Below are 17291 nucleotides of genomic sequence, written 5' to 3'. Positions count from 1 at the left end.
CGAGCGCGCCATTACCGAGAGTCGAAGATGCCCGATCCCGCCGCCCCGTTGCTTTTCCCCGAAACCCTGAATTTTCCCGGCCAGAGGAAAGCGTTGGGGCAAACCCACAAGCTCAACGGCAAGGATTTCGATTGGCTGGCCCATGTAAAACTGGCCACACAGGCGCTGCGCAACAAGCAATCCCCATCCATGGTCGCGCAAAAAATTCGTATCGCAGCCGGCCCGGCGACCGCCATCACCCTGGCCGGTAGTTTCATACTCACCGAGACCCCCGACGACAAGGGCGCGATCCTGTACACCCCTTACGACGGCATCAAGAAATACGACAGCCTTGCGACGCTTAAAACGTTACTTGAGAAGCGCTTGCAGGACGCTGATGAGCAGGATCAGACATTGGCCTTTCTCTCGCTGGCCCAGCGCAGACAGGTTGTCGAGCAAGGGAGCGTCACGCTGACGTACGAAACCATCGACGGCGATGTGTTCGAGCATCAGCAGGCCGCCATTCTCGCGTGCCAGCAATTGAACGCCGAAGCCATGCTGGCCGAGTTGAAGCAATTGCCTTCGCTGACGTCACTGGTGGAGGCGATCCTTGACGATCTGTTGAAGGCCGATTTCCCCCACATCAAACAGGCCCAAACCCGGGTCAATTTCTACACCGACGCGCCCATCAAAGACAGTGTCCCGGCGGCGGCCAGACACTGGCACGACTCAACGAGTCTGAGCGATGCGGTGCTGACGCTTTATCGGCATCAACGTTGGCCGATTGACCAGCTGCATGAGTTTTCCAACCCAAGGCATACACCGTTCGCAGGCGATCAGGCGATATGGGAAAACGCTCTGCAACAGGCATCGGGCAAACTCAAGATATTGCTGTTTGGCGAAATGGAGCGCTTTTGGGACGACCCCGCCAGGACGGGCGCCTCGCGACGTGAATTCTTCGGTGAGGCCCTTGAAGATCAGGCACGCGCCGAGCTGATGCTCAAACGCGAAGCCGGCGTCATCGATGCCAGCCAGTTCGCCATCCTGCATCAGATGATTCGCCCCGCGGCCTTGCCAACCCGTCGCCCGACCATCGAAACCGTGCGCCTGTGGGAGTACGAACCCAACTTTGTCGAACTGGCAGGCTCGTTGATGATCAGCCAGACCGACGTTTGTCTTTACACCCCGACCATGGGGCTGCAGGTGCTAGCCGATTACAACGACCTGAAAAGAACCGTGTTGAGCAAGTTCCGCGCACCCGGCCACGAGGACGAACTGTATGGGTTGCTGGACCTTGAAGAGCGCAAACGCTTTATCGGCTTCGACCGGCCGCAGGTGACCGGAGAAAGCGTTGGCGGCGAGATTTTCAAAGTGCTGTTTGAGGCGATCATCACCAAACAGAGACAGAGCATCGAATATGCCTTGCAAGTGTTCCGTCACAGCGACGGAGCCGTAGACATCCATGCCATGTTCGACAAGGCTCTGGATATTCGCGCCATGATTCATGAACGCCTGCTGGAGCTCGATGCCGGTGAGCGCTGGACCACACGGCCAGTGCTGGCGGGTGTTCAACAACCGTCCGAAGTGCGGGTGCAGAAAGCCGCAGCGGTCGCGAGAACCTGCGAAGAAATCGAGCCCTTGCTCACCAGTTCATTCAAAGTCCAGCCCGTGACCCGCGTCGACGCACAACGCAGCTACCTGGAAAACATGAAATCACGACTGGCTCATTCACTCTTTGTCGGGGTGACGGGTGAAGCGGCCTTGCGCGTGCTCAGTGGTTCACTGAAAGCCGCCGAACAGATGATCGTCGATACCGTGTTCCACTCCGATCAGCCCTGCCGCGACAATCGGCGTTCACTCAACGGTTTTCGGCCCGATGCCTGGTCGATCACACTGGACACTCCCGGCGGTCAGGATTCATCGACGCTAGCCCACTGTGTGTTGCTGACCGAACGTGGTGGCCTCGACGACTTGCACTCAGGAAAAGTGATTGTGTGGACGCCCGCGCTTGGACTGGAAGCTTTTAACAGCATCGCAGTAGCGCGACTGGCGCTGAATCAAAGGCTCAAGGACAGCGCGGGGCGCCTGTCACTGTTGGAAAATCTGCTTCCACAAGAACGCCGATTCCATCAGCAATACACCTTGGGTGCCTTGCGGTTGATCGAAGACAATGTGCTGCACAACCTGGTGCAATCAGGCATCGAGCACTTCATTGCACGGTGTGACGAGCTTCGTCAGCGCTTCAAAGGCCGAAGCGGACTGACTTCAGCGCTGGCCACTCTGACCAATACGGCCATCGATACCAATCTGCTGCGCACCATTCACCTGGCGAAGGCCATCAATCAACAGCAGGCGCTTCCTGCCTGGTTAGGCATGGCACCCATTGGCGAGCAGCAAATACACCTCGAACTGCTTGAGCAATGGCGTCACAGCGTGGTCGACCACAAGGACTACCTCAGCGGCATGCCTTCGCTGGACGACTACGTCAATCGAACGTTGAAGTCACTGCTCGACACTCGATTCAAAGACAGCAAACTGGAACCGCAAGACATCGAAATCACGCCCAATCTGGCTTTGGCCGGGCCTGCCCGCCCCCTCACCGAGTTTGCGCTGAATCATATCAACATTGCCCAGGGCACCGGTTTCACAGTCGCCTCGAAAACCCTCAAACAGCTCCCGGACGGTCTGGAGCAAGCGACGGTCAGGCAATTGTTGCTGTCGCTGGACATCCCCACAACCTTCGCCAAATCGATAACGGACGCACTCACCGATGGCCACCCTGAGGCCAAAGAGCGCAAACAGCGTTTCATTCGCCAGATCCCCTGGCAACTGCTGCAACATGCCCATGGATTGAAACTGCAACAACAACTCTCCGGCAGCGCCTTCGACTACCTCTGCCAGGTGTTGGACATACCGGATGGCATAGCGCGCACCACTGTTGAAGGTGCCCATGCGCTTGTGTATCCGTTGTCATTGGTCAAAACCGCAGGCGCAGCAGCCGTGGAAGCGTTGGGCGTGTACGTCATTGGACCGGGCAGCGGCCATACCGGGCCGCGGGTCGTCTATGTGCCTTACGCGGAACAACTGCTGCGTGAATTCGCCGACGAGGCAAGCCTGATCGCGGCAGTGAACACACCGGGCACTTTTCAGGATCTGGTGATTCGCCGCCTGCCGCAGACACAGCAATCGGTGTTTCGGGGGCTGTTGCGATCAAGCGCCGGCCAAGTCAGCGAGATGACGCTGTCGGGCAACACCATCACCGGCAATCTTTTACACCGGTTCTTTAGCGACAACCTCAAGCTACTGCCGCAACTGTTGAGTTGCCAGTCCAAAAGCACCGCCCAAGCCGATTGGGACGCGGCGAAAAAACTGTTCAGCCATGGCGCCAGCCTGATCTCGGGCCTGCTGCCGGGCAAACTCTCGTACGTAACGTTTCTTTGGCAGGCTTACAAAGACTTCAAGGACTCGGCGGAAAATCTGCAGGATCATCACTGGACGCAAGCCCTGAAATCGTTTATCGCCGGTGGCCTGCAAATGATCACTCTGGGGCGCCTGGCGATCGAAGACTCTGCGGCAACGCAGGCCAGCAGCGAAACGCCTGCGCAAACGACAGCCGAAATACCGAGTCCCCCCCCAATCAGACCCGAAGGTAGCAGCGACGTCGCCGACACGACGACGAACCCGCCCGAAGTGGTCGCCCCCACCTGGTCGCAGATCCGGACAACCTCACCCCTGCGCACCGAGTTACAGCCATTTGAAACATCGGCTGTAGCACTCGAGGATCTCAAACGGGACACGAAGAACGGCACTTACGAGGATCCGACCAGCAAACACACCTACACCGCCATTGCCGGCAAGGTCCATCGTGTCGAACAACCGGGCGCAGTCTGGCAGATCGTCAACGATCAACAGCCCGGTCCGTCATTAAGGCTGACGGGGTCGCGTCTCTTGCTGGCGCCCGATCGTCATGCAGTGCACTACGGCAAAGCGATCTCCAAACTGCACAAGCGTTATGCCGTGGAGATGGATCGCAGGACAATGTTGAACATCGAAGCGATTGGCATGGCGCAGATACGCCGCGATCATCCACAGAAGGCGCAAGTCATTCAGCACGCTGTCGATCTTGCGCGCTTTTATGCATTCAATTGCCTTCATAACCTGGCCCAGTTGAAAGCTAATGTTCCCGGTACCCGCCTGGACGGATTCCTCAGGGTGTTTTTTGGCGTCACGCAAGTTGATACCGGGTTGTTGCGCAAACTCAACCAAGCGATTGTGCCCATTTGCCAGGCGTTAGTGGATCCCGACGATGACCTGATGAACACCGATCGCTTCGTTGTCGGCTCCAATACATTCTTTTCATCGATCATTGCGTTCGTGCTGAGCAACGACGACCGCAAGATGGTTCATTTCACCGAAAACTTTTTCAACCAACAACTGGATTCGTATAAATCGATACTGGGGCAACCTTTCGACATTGATGGCCATGCTCAAGCTGCGATATTGATCCACGAGTTCGCTCATCAATATTCCAAGGCCGAAGATTTCGCCACGTTGGAGTCGCGTCGCCCTTTTCACGACCTGATAACGACCTTTACGTTGTACGGATTGGCCATGAAACACGAACTGGAAACGTTCCAGGCCCAGGCACTGTCACTCGCGACGCCCCGCGACGAACTGTTTGCGCGCTGGAGTAAAAAGAAAGGCTCGTACGTCAGTCTGGACAAGATCCCGGGGGCTGAGGACCTCAGCAAATCGATACTTACCCTGACATCCAGCCCAACCATGAACGAAGCACGCAATGCGTTTCTTGATCAGAACTCAGCGGATGTGCGCATCGATGTGATTCTGCGCAACGCAGATTCCATCGCCCGGCTGATCTGTGAGATGGGCCGGCAACTGGATCCGGTGCCACAGCCCTGAAACACGCAAAAAAAATGCGCAGGCGGTTAAGCCTGCGCATTCAGTCAAACACGCAACTCAGTCTTTCTGGTCACGTAACACATTGCCCGACGCACCGTCGATACGGAACTCATAGACGACGCCGTCCGCTTTACGTCCTTCGCCCTCCCAGTAGCCATCGTTATCCGCCTCGATCTTGTAAATCTCCACGTAACCGGCCTTGGTCTTGGCTGTTTCGATGGCTTTTTCGATGGTAATCCAGCCAGCCCCCGGCTTGTCCGCCAGCGCTGCACCCGCAGTCAGCAAAGTGGCTGTAGCAATCAGGGCGGCGAAAGTCTTCTTGATCATTTTTTCACTCCATTTGTGGATAGTGGTCATTGGCGTCCTGTTTTTTGGGCGCCTGAGCGAAAAATAAGTTCCACTTTGATGGGCAAATGCCATGACGGTTGTTCTCGGTGACTTCCCGGCAAGGTTAGAATGCGCGAAATCAGGACGAGTCAATGACCCAAGACACTCTCTCGGAAGCCGAATACGATGCGATCACCGATGCCGCCGCGCACTGGTGCATGCGTCTGCATGCTGTCGACTGCACGGACGAAGAGCGTCGCGCATTCGAACAATGGCACGATGCGCATCCCCTGCATGCGTTCGAGTATGAAGCCATGCTGGAAATCTGGGACGTTGCCGAGCACTTGCCTCGGCCGGAACCGACGCTCGCTGTGCCGATTCGCCAGCCTTCGCGCGCGTGGCGCCAATACGCGATCGCCGCAGGTGTCTGCGCGCTGGCATTGCCGCTGGCCGCTTTTACAGGCTGGAACCTCGGCTGGGTGCCCAACAGCTATCAGCACTTCTCGGCCACCGACAATGTGCGCCAGGTCACCTTGAACGACGGCAGCCAACTCGAACTCAACCTGAACACTGATCTGACCTTCAGCAACTACAAGGACGAACGCCGGGTCACGCTGAAAAAGGGTGAAGCGTTCTTTAACGTCAGTCACGACATGGCGCACCCGTTTGTCGTCCGTGCGGGTGAAGGCAAGATCCGCGTCACCGGCACGCGGTTCAACGTCTGGATGTATGAGGATCAAGTGCGGGTGAACCTGATCGAAGGTTCGGTGCTGGTGAAAAGTAATACCGCTTTGCCGGGCGATGGGTTGAGTCTGGGGCCAGCCATGCAGGCGCGTTACAGACACGGCGACTACATACCGCAGATCAGCCAGACCTACGCCAACGACACTGCGCTGGCCTGGCGCAATGGCAAACTGGTGCTGGACAATCTGGCGCTCAATGATGCCCTGCCGCTGATCAACCGTTACCTGGACAAGCCGTTGATGCTGGCTGACAACAGTACCGGTTTGATTCGGGTGGGCGGCATCTACAACATCAAAGAGCTGAACAACCTGGCCAACTCCCTGCCAAAAGTCTTGCCCGTCTACCTGACACGCAACAAGGAAGGCAACCCAGTGATCAATCCGATGCCGCAACAACCGCCAAAAAACTGAAGGCCGCACCCCTTTCGGGATGCGGCCTTCAATTGTGTCTCAGGTCATGCCGTGTTTACTGCGCGGCGACTTTCCCCGCCTTGTCCACCGCCTCACGAATGGTCTGTACTTGATACTGCGGATCGGCCTTGATCTGCTGTTCGGTAAACGGCAGCACACTCCACTGTTTCTTCGAAAATGCCTCGGTCTGATCGCGCGAATACTTCGATGCCGGATCGCTGGACAATGAGAACGCCAGCAATCCTTGTGCGTGCGGCCCTTTGTCATCGAACGTCACCACTTGCAGGTAACTGGTGCCGCTGACCACCTCAAGTTTGCCGTCCTCGCGTGGCACGCTCTGGATCGCGTTGTAGATCCCCAAAGTGCCCGGCCCGCCATGAATCGGCGTCTGCTGCCCGCCGCTGCTGACCACCTGGATATCCCCCCAACGGGTTTGCGGCGTGAGGCCCATCTTGCCTGCCAGTTCGGCCGACGCCAGCATTGCTGCGCGCAATTGCCTGGCCACCGCTGGCTGCTCGACAGCCAGACCGCGCGGTGTGTGTTGCGCATCTTGTGGATCGAAAGCAACGCGCCAGATATCCGCTGACTCTTGCAACGTTTGCATGATGTTCCGGAAATGCACCAGACCCAGACCCGAATCCAGATTGGCCCGCCCGTCCCACGCCTTAAGGCTGGCACAGACCGGCTTCAGTGCTTGCGCGTCGGCGCCAAGATCCGCTGCGCAGAACTTCAGCAGATCCGGCACGACCTGGCTCGCCAGATACACCTGATCGTCCATCACCATCTGCTGCAGATCCTTCACCGCCACCGAACCTTTCTTGCTCAGGCCAGCCAGGCGATCGAGGGCAAACCGGGAACGCAGACCCAAAGGCTGCCCTTCCTGACTGATCAGTGGCGAGAAGCCGGTGAGCGGTTGCGCCGGGTTGGCCAGCCACGCGGAATCGTTAGAGTGCTGGACGAAGTCCTTGCGCAGCAATTGCGGCAATTGGCTGGAAGCATAAATACCCTTCTGCGCGGCTTGCGGGTCGATGTCCCAGGCACAGCCACTGTGGGAGCCGTCCAGCACGATCATCCGCGTACCGGCGCGCGGGTCACTGCACTTGGCCAGTTTTTCATTACTGACGTTCGGCACCACCGACAGGTTCATGTACAGCGTCTGACCCTTGTCATCCACGGCGAGCGTATTGACCCACGGAATGCCTTGAATCTTGTGCACCGAATCCTGCAAATCCTGGAGCGTGGCGGCCTGATTCATTGCATACCACTGCTTCAGCACGCGATCGTTATCGATGTTGGCATCACGCAGGCTGTAGGCGAACTGATTGTCCCAGTCGAGTTTGCCCGGCCATTGCACAATCGGCCCGAATTTCGAGCTGTAGATGTCGCGCGTGACCGGTACCACCTGCCCGTCGGCCTGTTTGACCTGCACAGTCACCGTCTGCTTGCTCATCGGCAGTGATTGGCCATCGAGCAGATATCGCGTCGGGTCTTTTGGGTCGAGTTGCAGGCGATACAACGTGAAGTGCTTGGAGGAATCGACCGTGTGGGTCCAGGCCAGGTGCTGGTTGAAGCCGATGTTGATCATCGGCAGACCCGGCAAGGCAGCCCCCATGACATCCAGTTTGCCGGGAATGGTCAGGTGCATTTGATAGAAGCGCATACCGCCGACCCACGGAAAATGCGGGTTGGCCAACAGCATCCCGCGACCGTTGAACGAACGCTCACTGCCCACCGCCACGGCGTTGCTGCCACGATCGAGGGCAAAGCGCTGCTGGCGGGCGTCCGCCATCTGGTAGGCGTGTGCATCGTGCTCAACCTGCGCCGTCGCCTGTGGCGGTGTGGCACCCGCCAGCGCTTCGGCAAACTGGCCGACACCGCCTTCGACCAACAGGCGACGGGTCAGCTTCACCAGATCTTCAGGCGCTATGTCACGCACCCACTCGCCCTGACATTGTTGCGGCAAGCCTTGCGGTCGGCGTTCGGCAAGGTAGTGGTTGTAGCCGGCGGCATAACCCTCGACCAGATCACGCACCTGGGCAGGCTGTGCCTGCCAGAACGTTTTGACCGCCTCAGGGGTGTTTAGCCAGGTGAAGAACACATCGCTGACGCGGTTTTCGCGCTGCTCGACGGTGAATTGATCCGGGCCGAAATAGCGTGAACGCTGGCCGTTGACCGTGACGATCTCGTTGGCCAACAAACACAGGTTGTCCTGTGCATAGGCATAACCGATGCCGAAACCAAGACCGCGTTCATCTTGAGCCCGGATATGCGGCACACCAAAACCGGTACGGCGGATCTGTGCACTGGTATCGACGGCCGGGCTGAACGCCTGAGCGGACAGGCTCAGCCCGAAAAACATACCGGCTAGGGTCACTCCGGTTAATTGCCTGGAAATAATCACGCTCGCTCCTGATCGAAATACCGAAGAGCGGATCTGGCGTTGCCGCGCGAAAAACATGCCGGGCAGCGGATCCACTCTGGAAACACCCACGCGTCCACGCGCAATGAGCCTGTCCTGAGAACGAAGCCGGAGAAAAAAAATTTAGCCCGCCACAGGGCGTTAAGGCAGTGATTACAAGCAAAAGACGAATTTCCGACAAATTTTCTACATTTTTTCTTTCATGATTTGTCGAGCTGATACGTCTTGTTTAGAGAGTTCACAAAAACCTTTCCCGATCAGGCTCTGAAAAGGAGTAATCGCATGTACAACTCGCAACTACCAACGGACGGTAGCCAGGCCCCAAAAGGAGCTTCCATGAGCCCCCACGCGAGCGATTTCGGGCAACGCGTCGAGCGTCACGGCAACGAACGCATCCGCCTGCTGCTGAAAAGTTTCGGGCTGCGCACCAGCCTGATTCGTCTGAAAGTCATCGATGCCCTGCTGGTTGCGGCGCAAAGCGACCGTCGCCTGGGCGTGCGCGGCGTCCACAGTCAATTGCTGGACCTGGATATTCCGCTGTCCTTCCTCAGTGTGCGCGAAGTGCTCAAACGTTTGTGCGCCGAGGGGGTGATCACCTTCAATGCGGACAAGAGCTACAGCCTGCATCCACAGGCTGCTGCCGTCCTCAACAACGATTGAAGCGCTTGGCGATCGCCGTCAGGGTTTGACCTTGCGGCGCATCACGCCGTTGATAATCACCACGACCACTGCCACGCCAATGGCGATGTACTGGAACGTCTTTTCATCGATCTTCCCGGCGTTTTGCAGCCAGGACAGGCCGAGCATGATCGCCAGCACAGACACGGCGATCAAAATCGAATAAATCAAGCGTTGCTTCTGGGTCATTGCGGTTTCCTGAAACTTTGGAATGTATCCGGTTTGTATCCGCTTGCATGCCATGCACTTACCGTTTTACGGGGATGCGCCGCAGCAATCGGGGTCTCATGTTACAGCCGATGAAGAGTTTTGGCTTCATGACGGCATTACCATGAGGAACTTTCAAATGCTGCGTCGAATCACCTGGCTGATTCCCGTTCTCGCCCTGCTGACCCTGAGTGGTTGCATCATCTTCCCCCACGGCGGTGGGCATGGCGATCATCATCGTTTTTACCAGGGAGGCCCTGGCTATTATCAACACCGCTAGAACAGCACAACTCACCCCGCCCGCCCGGCCAAAAATGTACCGGGCAGGAGCGCCACAACCCCGATCAACTTGAAAACAATGCCCGCCACTTCGCGGGCATTTTTTTGCCTCGGAACTTGCCAACCGCCGGCAACTTCCGGCACTACGGAAATATTGGATCCATTAAACAACCTGAAAGCATTGGACATTTAATGTCTCAGCAAAGCGTTAGGCGACGCGAACATCTGCACCTAGTCTCTGGCAACTCTTTCGAGACTTTAAACAGGGATGTCCATGCACAGAACATTAATAAAAATCGGCCCCAGACAATTGATCGGCTTTTGTCTGGCGCTTACCGTTTTTGAACTACTGACCTATATGGCCAGCGACTTGATTATGCCGGCCATGTTGAACGTCACCGCAGAATTACAAGCGGATGCCCATCATGTTCCCTACGCGTTCAATCTTTATCTGTTGGGAGGAGTCTGCCTGCAATGGCTGATCGGACCGGTGTCGGACCAATGGGGTCGACGGCCGGTATTGCTTTGCGGCTGCGCGCTGTTCGCCGCGTCCTGTACAGCGGCATTCATCACCAACAGCATTGAAGCGTTCAATCTGCTGCGTCTTGTACAAGGCATGGGCCTGGGTTTTGTCGTGGCGGTCAGTTATCCGGCGCTCCAAGAAGTATTCTGCGAGGCGGATGCCGTGCGCCTGATGGCTCTGCTCGGCAATGTCGCGCTGCTGTCACCGTTACTTGGCCCGTTACTCGGCAGCCTGCTGCTGGAATGGTTGACCTGGCGCGAATTGTTTCTGGGTCTGGGCTTGATAGCGGGTGCCGTCTGGCTGGGGCTTTACGCCTGCATGCCGGAGACCGTAGGCGTTGTGCGCCGGGATGGGTGCCAACCAGCGTCGCGCGCTTTCTCCGTTGCTCAGACGCGACAGCGCTACCTTGCCCTGCTCGGCAACCGCAGGTTCCTTGGCGCAAGCCTCGCGCTGGGCCTGATGAGCTTGCCGCTGATCGCGTGGATCGGGCTGTCGCCGTTGCTGCTGATCCAGGTGTCGGGCCTGACATCCCTGCAATACGGCCTGTGGCAAATCCCGATCTTCTCAGCCGTTATTGCCGGGAATCTGATCCTCGACCGCTTGCTGGTCACTCACACGCTACCCCGCTTGATTCGACTGGCGCTTTGGCCGCTCTGCCTGGGCCTGCTGGCGCTGATGGGCTGCGCGTTGCTCGGCGCTGGCCTGGCGCCAGTGGTGGCCGGTCTGGCGCTATACGCCGTGGGACTGGGCATCAGCAATGCCGCGCTGTATCGCCTGGCGTTGTTCAGCACGGACGACAGCAAAGGTCTGGTCTCGGCCATGATCGGCATGATCTCGATTGCCGTGATGGGCATCGGCGGCTCAATCATTGCCGCCATCGGCGGTGGCACTCGCCTTGAATTATTCGCCCTGTGTGCCGCGCTCAGCGGCCTGTTGTGCCTGCCCTTGCTGCACGGCTTCTTGCATGGCGCAAAAACCGCCTCCGGTCCAATTCGATAAAGGAATATTGATGATCCACTTACCCTCAAGTGACGCGCTCTGCGCGTTGACACACCCCTATTGCGCGGATTCGGTGCCGCCTGACCTGTTCAACCAGGCCATGACCGAAATCAGCCGGTTTCACTGCCAGCACACACCCGGCTACGAACATTGGTTGAATGCGAATGGACTCGACGCGCACGATCTGCAGAGTCTCGATGACTGGTCACGCCTGCCGCCGATATTTGCCAACTACTTCAAACAAAAACTGCTGCTCAGCAGCGTTGGTGAAGACGCTCTGGAATTGACGTCCTCCGGCACCAGCGGCCAGAAAAGTCGCATGCGCTATGACGAGCGCAGCCTGGCCGCCGCCCAATTCATGGTCGCGCAGATTTTCCGTCACTACGGCTGGGACACCCCGGACACGCCGTGCAACTACCTGCTGCTCAGTTATGAGCCGCAAGGTCGCATCACCTTGGGGACCTCGTTCACCGATCAGTTTCTGTGTCGTTTCGCCCCTCCCCATCGCGTGGTCTACGCCCTGCGCAACAATGGTAACGGGCATCAATTCGACGTGTTCGGCGTCATCCAGGCCTTGCAGTCGTTCGCCGAAGAAGGTCTGCCGGTGCGCATCCTCGGCTTTCCGGCCTTTCTCTGGCAAACCCTGCAACGCATGCAGGACACCGGCGTGGGCAATATTCAATTGCCCGCAGACTCGCTGGCCTTCTTCGGTGGTGGCTGGAAAACCCAGGCCGCCGACGAGATCCCCAGACAGCAGCTCTATGCCCGCATCTACCGGCAATTGGGCATTGAAACGTCCCGTTGTCGCGATGGCTACGGCGCCGTCGAGCACGCCGTGCCTTACATCGAATGTACTCGGCACCATTTCCATGTCCCGGTCTATTCGAAGGTATTTGTTCGCAATCCGGCAGATTTATCCCTCCTGCCCTACGGTCAAAAAGGATTGCTGAGCTTTGTCTCACCCTACATCTCGTCCAGCCCTGCGCATGCCGTCGTGATGAGTGACCTGGCCACGCTACACCCCGGCGCGAGTTGCGGCTGTGGACTGGCCAACGACTGGTTCGAACTGCATGGCCGCGCCGGTACAACGGCGGGCAGAAGCTGCGCGATGGCGGCAGCCGAATTGCTGGGGGGGCACTGAGATGTATTTGATAAATGGGCATCTGCACGACACCTACAACTTCGAGGACGCACTTGAATGCCTGCAACAGGATCTTGCGCAGCACCTGAGTACGCCGCTTGAAAGCAGCACCGTGGTGACGGCCGCCACACGCTTTGCCGAGCAATTGCGCGACACCCCCGACGCGTTTGCACTCGATACCGAACAACGACAGAGCCTGATCGACTTCTGCGCCGCGGAAAAATTGCAGGTCAAACTGCAACGCGAACTCGGCTCGCAGCCCGACTCTTTGCGCCGGATCGATTATCGCCAAGCGCGCTTCGAATGCTGGAGTCCGCTCGGGTTGGTGGTGCACATCACCCCGGGTAACGCGCCGCTGCTGGCATTCTGCGCGGTACTGGAAAGCCTGCTGGCGGGCAACGTCAATTGGTTGCGCCCCAGCAGCAGCGATCAGCATCTGACCGCCCGACTGCTCGACGCTTTGCAGCAATGCGACCCGAGCGGACAACTCGCCGGTTACGTTGCCGTATTGCCGGTCGGCACTGCGCAGATTGGCCGATTGTGCCAACGCGCCAACGGTGTCGCGGCCTGGGGCGGTGAATCGGCCCTGCAAGCGATTCGTCAACAGATTCCAGCGGGCTGCCGCTGGATCGATTGGGGACACCGCATCAGCTTCGTCTACCTGACAGCCGATGCCGCCACGCCGCAGGCCCTGGACGCTGTGGCGGATGAAGTCTGTCGGCTGGATCAGCAGGCCTGCTCAAGCCCGCAATGGTTGTTGGTGGACAGCGACGACCCGGCAGTGCTGCGCGACATCGGTGAACGCCTGGCTGCGGCTTTCGAACGGCGCAGCGGGCAATGGCCGGCACTGCTGCCCACGCCTCAAGAGGCGTCGCAAATCACCACGCACATGCAAATGTCCCGGCTGGCGCAAAGTTTTGCCGATCAAACCGGCCATGTCTGGAGCGCACCAGGCTGGCGGGTGATCTGGGCACATGAGCGCCAACTCGGTCCTTCGCCATTGTTTCGCAGTGTGCTGCTGCATCCCGTGCCCCGAGCGCTGATCACTGCCTCTCTGCTGCCATGGCGCAATGTCCTGCAAAGCTGTGCCCTGCTGTGCGCCGACTCGCACATCGGCGAACTGGCCCGGACGTTGATTTCTGCCGGTGTGACACGTATCGCGCCAGTCGACGGCATCCACGATGGCTATGACGGCGAACCGCACGATGGCGTCTATGCGTTGCAACGGCTCAGCCGGCGCGTGTCTGTCAGCTTGCCTGCCGCAGCGCTGGCAAACCATGTCACCCTCGACCGCACGGCAACGCCCGCGTTGCTGCCCGGCCGGCCGATCATGAACAAAGAAGCGTTCATCGCCCAGCCGATCAACGCACAAGCCCAGTTGTATTTCCGTTCGGGAGGCAGCAGCGGTACACCGGCGTTGTCGGGTTACAGCCATCGTGATTTCCAGCGACAGATGCGCGCAACCGCCGACGGTTTGTTCGCCGCGGGCCTCGACCCATCGCGGGATCGGGTAATGAATCTGTTCTTCTGTGGCGGGCTGTACGGCGGCTTTCTGAGCTTTGCCAAAGTGCTCGAACTGCTCGACATCACGCACCTGCCCATGGGTGCCCCGACCGACGATGATTACCGTGAAATCGCCCAACTGATCGTCGATCAGCGCGTGACCGTACTGATGGGTATGCCAAGTACTCTGCACCGCCTGTTCCTCAACGAACGGCAACGACTGCAAGCCTATGGCGGGATCGACAAGGTGTATCTCGGCGGCGAGCACCTGAGCGAACAGAGCCGGACACTGCTGCACAGTTGCGGCGTGTCCAGCATCCGCTCGGCGATCTACGGCAGCGTCGACGCCGGCCCCCTCGGTCACGCCTGCCAAGCGACAGGCGATGGCGTGTTCCATCTGATGACCGACACCCAGCATCTGGAAATCGTCGCGTTCGACGATGATCGCCCCGTCGCTGGCGATGAAATCGGCCGACTGCTGTTCACCTCCATCGCACGGGAAGGGCAGCACGTTCAGCGGTACGACGTCGGTGACAGCGGACGCTGGTTGTCCGGCCCCTGCGCCTGTGGACTGACCTCACCGCGCTTCGAACTGCTGCAACGCCACGGCAAGCTGATCCGCATCGGCACCGACTTCATTTCATTGAGCGAATTGGCGTCGCACCTGCAAGTGCCGTTTCAACTGCTGCTCGATCATGCGCCCGACGGCCTCGAGCGCATGCAACTGCGTAGCGAGCTCAACGCACAGGAAGTCCGGGCCCGGTTAGCAAATTACCCGACGCTGGCGACCGTTATTGAAACCGCTCTGTTGGTTCTGGAAGTTGAGGTCTGCGCCACGCAAAACTTCACGCGAAACAAACACAGCGGCAAAACACCGTTATTGATTGATTCGCGACGTCAATAAAAACCACGAATTCGATTAGCCCTTTATTGAAAAAGAGAACGCTGTGAAAACAACTGATTCCGTAAACGAGTTGATAACGTTTGCTCGTCATCACTCGCACTACTATGGGAAACACTTCGCTGATATTTCCGACACAATTACATCGCTCACACAACTACCCCTGATTGATCCGGTTGAATATTGGAGCGACAGTCAGATCCTCAGTCATTGGCCGGTTCTGACAGGATCGGTAGAACAGGCACTGGTATTTAAAACCGGCGGTTCAAACAGTGCAGGCAAACTTTCGGTGTATACCCGGGATGAATGGCGCCGGTTGGTGCGTGAGTTCGGTAGCAGCCTGAAATGGCAATTCAAATCCGGTGACCGAGTGGCCAACCTGTTCTTTGCAGGTGATCTCTACGCCAGTTTCCTGTTCATCCACGACTCCCTTGCAAATGTGGCTGAAAATATCACCGAGTTTCCATTCACTGGCGATGTCGATTCGGCCGTTCTGGCCGAAGCGATCATGCAGAATCGGATCAATGTGCTGGCAGGCTTGCCCGCCCACCTGCTGACTTTTGCGAGCTGGCTCAAGCATCGGGGGCAGACACTGCCCGGCGTTGATACCCTGCTCTATGGTGGAGAAAGTCTGTTTGCTTCACAGCGCCACCTCCTCAACCGGGCGTTTCCCAATGCGCGCATCAGCTCTATCGGTTACGCCAGCGTCGATGCCGGCTTCATCGGCGCTAACCATCGCGACTGTGCCGATGGCGGGCATCGCATGCATGACGGTCACGCCCTTCTGGAGATCATCGACGAACAGTCCGGTGAGGTGATCGAGGCGTGCGATCACGCGGGCTTGTTGGTGATCACCAACTTCAACCGGCGCCTGATGCCGTTGATTCGTTACCCGGTTGGCGACCGTGCCTGCTGGCGCGAGCCCGCCGGCACTGCGCAGCGCAAATTCGCACTCAAGGGCCGCAGCGCGAACAGCCAAAGGGTGCGGGTGGGTATTTTGTCGCTGATCCCTGATGAACTCGCCGAACTGGTTCGACGCACCGCCGCCAGTGACGACTGGCAACTGGTCATAGAACAGGTCGCGCACAAGGACGTATTGAGCCTCAAATGGGTGGCAACCGCCCAATCCACCACCATGGCCGAGGTCAACCTGGGGCTGGAGGCCGGGCTTATCGAGTTGTACCCGTTGATCACGCAACTGCAGGCAGACCAACTTCTGGATCTGCAAGTGCGCTGTTGCACGCTTGAAGATCTGCCACGCCATCCTCGCTCGGGCAAATGCCTGCGCGTGCTGGATTTGCGCCGCTACGAACACAACGACAAGGAGTTGGCCGATGGAACAGTTGATCCTGCGTAACTATCGCGAAACCGATGCGACGGCCGTCAGCCAACTTTTCCGGCAAGTCTATGGCGACCATTACGTGCAGCCCCATGTGTACCTGCCGCATCTGATCAGCCAGAACCACGCCGACAAGCGCTGGCACTCGCTTGTCGCCGTGGTCGGGCAACAGATTCGCGGCCACGCCACGTTGTTTCGCGACACAAACTCGTACACCGCCGAACTGGCATTGAGCGCCGTACATCCTGATACCCGCGGGCAAAACATCGCCACGCGCCTGGGCCAGCAACTGCTGGCGCACGCACAAGCGCTTGGCTGTCACGACGTATCAATCAAACAGGTGACCCATCATCCGTACACGCAACGCATGGCAACCACCCTCGGCTTCCACAACACCGGACTGTTGCCGGATTACGTGCCCTCACCGTTCGGTAGCCCGGCGCCTGAATCGATTGTCCTGGGCTGTCGCGTCATCGACGGCTATCAACGCCCTTTGCCCAGGCAGACCTGGCCGGCCAGTTGCCGGGCCTTCATGCAGCATCTGTGTCGGGTATTCGGTACACAGGAGCAAATGATTCAATGGCGTGGCCCGGCGATTCAACTTGAACAACACGCCAATCGGCATGACATGCGAATCAAGGAATTGGACCCTGTCCTGCTAAAACAGATACGGCGACTGCCGCAGCACTGGTTGATTTCTATCCGGCTCGGGCTGTCGCAGCACTTTGCCCGCGACCTGGACAGACTGGCGGCCATTGGATTTGTGTTTACCGGGCTGGCACCCGTTGACGGAAATGAAGGGGGATGGCTGGCGCTTTTCCATCGGGGTATGCACCCGCGTGCGCTGGCGCTGCACTGCCCGAACATGCAACGTCTGCACGATCAGATGCAACTGCAAACCGCAGACACCTGGCATTGAAAA

13 protein-coding genes are annotated in these 17291 nt (G+C 58.3%); 9 read left to right on the top strand and 4 right to left on the bottom strand.

The features are described from left to right. Nucleotides 1–27: 27 nt before the first annotated feature. Nucleotides 28–4899, top strand: coding sequence for a dermonecrotic toxin domain-containing protein (locus ACIOVB_RS10665; RefSeq protein ID WP_401267404.1), 4872 nt, complete (start codon nucleotides 28–30; stop codon nucleotides 4897–4899). A gap of 57 nt (nucleotides 4900–4956) precedes the next feature. Here the strand turns inward: ACIOVB_RS10665 and ACIOVB_RS10660 are convergent, their stop codons facing one another. Then, complete coding sequence (locus tag ACIOVB_RS10660) at nucleotides 4957–5226, bottom strand: PepSY domain-containing protein (protein WP_305443496.1); 270 nt, start codon at nucleotides 5224–5226, stop codon at nucleotides 4957–4959. Between the two features lie 152 nt (nucleotides 5227–5378). Here ACIOVB_RS10660 and ACIOVB_RS10655 point away from each other — a divergent pair, with 152 nt between their 5' ends. Then, the gene (locus tag ACIOVB_RS10655) at nucleotides 5379–6380 is read left to right on the top strand and encodes a FecR family protein (protein ID WP_401267401.1); all 1002 of its coding nucleotides are present in this window, start codon (nucleotides 5379–5381) and stop codon (nucleotides 6378–6380) included. Nucleotides 6381–6435: 55 nt separating this feature from the next. On the opposite strand, the gene ACIOVB_RS10650 is transcribed toward ACIOVB_RS10655, so the two are convergent. Beyond that, nucleotides 6436–8781 (bottom strand): acylase, encoded by a 2346-nt coding sequence (locus tag ACIOVB_RS10650; protein WP_401267399.1) that lies wholly within the window; start codon nucleotides 8779–8781, stop codon nucleotides 6436–6438. Nucleotides 8782–9081: 300 nt separating this feature from the next. On the opposite strand from ACIOVB_RS10650, the gene ACIOVB_RS10645 reads away from it, so the two are divergent. Further along, entirely contained in the window at nucleotides 9082–9459 is a 378-nt protein-coding gene (locus ACIOVB_RS10645; protein ID WP_305443491.1) for a fe2+ zn2+ uptake regulation protein, read from the top strand. 18 nt (nucleotides 9460–9477) lie between these two features. On the opposite strand, the gene ACIOVB_RS10640 is transcribed toward ACIOVB_RS10645, so the two are convergent. Next, nucleotides 9478–9666 (bottom strand): hypothetical protein, encoded by a 189-nt coding sequence (locus ACIOVB_RS10640; RefSeq protein ID WP_187678337.1) that lies wholly within the window; start codon nucleotides 9664–9666, stop codon nucleotides 9478–9480. Between the two features lie 157 nt (nucleotides 9667–9823). Between ACIOVB_RS10640 and ACIOVB_RS10635 the strand changes: the two genes are divergently transcribed. After that, nucleotides 9824–9964, top strand: coding sequence for a hypothetical protein (locus tag ACIOVB_RS10635; protein WP_187678336.1), 141 nt, complete (start codon nucleotides 9824–9826; stop codon nucleotides 9962–9964). 11 nt (nucleotides 9965–9975) lie between these two features. Here ACIOVB_RS10635 and ACIOVB_RS10630 read toward each other — a convergent pair whose 3' ends face one another. Beyond that, complete coding sequence (locus tag ACIOVB_RS10630; protein WP_401267395.1) at nucleotides 9976–10152, bottom strand: hypothetical protein; 177 nt, start codon at nucleotides 10150–10152, stop codon at nucleotides 9976–9978. 85 nt (nucleotides 10153–10237) lie between these two features. Between ACIOVB_RS10630 and ACIOVB_RS10625 the strand changes: the two genes are divergently transcribed. Genes ACIOVB_RS10625 through ACIOVB_RS10605 form a run of 5 tightly spaced genes read left to right on the top strand, consistent with a single transcriptional unit; the run spans nucleotide 10238 to nucleotide 17288 of the window. After that, nucleotides 10238–11485: an MFS transporter gene (locus ACIOVB_RS10625; protein ID WP_401267392.1), complete on the top strand. Its 1248-nt coding sequence runs from the start codon at nucleotides 10238–10240 to the stop codon at nucleotides 11483–11485. A 10-nt stretch (nucleotides 11486–11495) separates the two neighbouring features. Then, a complete protein-coding gene (locus tag ACIOVB_RS10620) occupies nucleotides 11496–12626 on the top strand; it encodes an acyl-protein synthase (RefSeq protein WP_401267390.1) in 1131 nt (376 codons plus the stop codon). A gap of 1 nt (nucleotide 12627) precedes the next feature. Then, entirely contained in the window at nucleotides 12628–15033 is a 2406-nt protein-coding gene (locus tag ACIOVB_RS10615) for an aldehyde dehydrogenase family protein (protein ID WP_401267387.1), read from the top strand. 43 nt (nucleotides 15034–15076) lie between these two features. After that, the gene (locus ACIOVB_RS10610) at nucleotides 15077–16387 is read left to right on the top strand and encodes a phenylacetate--CoA ligase family protein (RefSeq protein WP_401267384.1); all 1311 of its coding nucleotides are present in this window, start codon (nucleotides 15077–15079) and stop codon (nucleotides 16385–16387) included. Next, a complete protein-coding gene (locus tag ACIOVB_RS10605; protein WP_401267382.1) occupies nucleotides 16365–17288 on the top strand; it encodes a GNAT family N-acetyltransferase in 924 nt (307 codons plus the stop codon). The genes ACIOVB_RS10610 and ACIOVB_RS10605 overlap by 23 nt, the downstream gene beginning before the upstream one ends. Nucleotides 17289–17291: the final 3 nt, after the last annotated feature.

The organism is Pseudomonas sp. NPDC087639 (genome assembly GCF_044743385.1).
Taxonomy (GTDB): Bacteria; Pseudomonadota; Gammaproteobacteria; order Pseudomonadales; family Pseudomonadaceae; genus Aquipseudomonas.
Note: the sequence above shows the minus strand (reverse complement) of the source record. Positions and strands in the feature narration are given on the sequence as shown.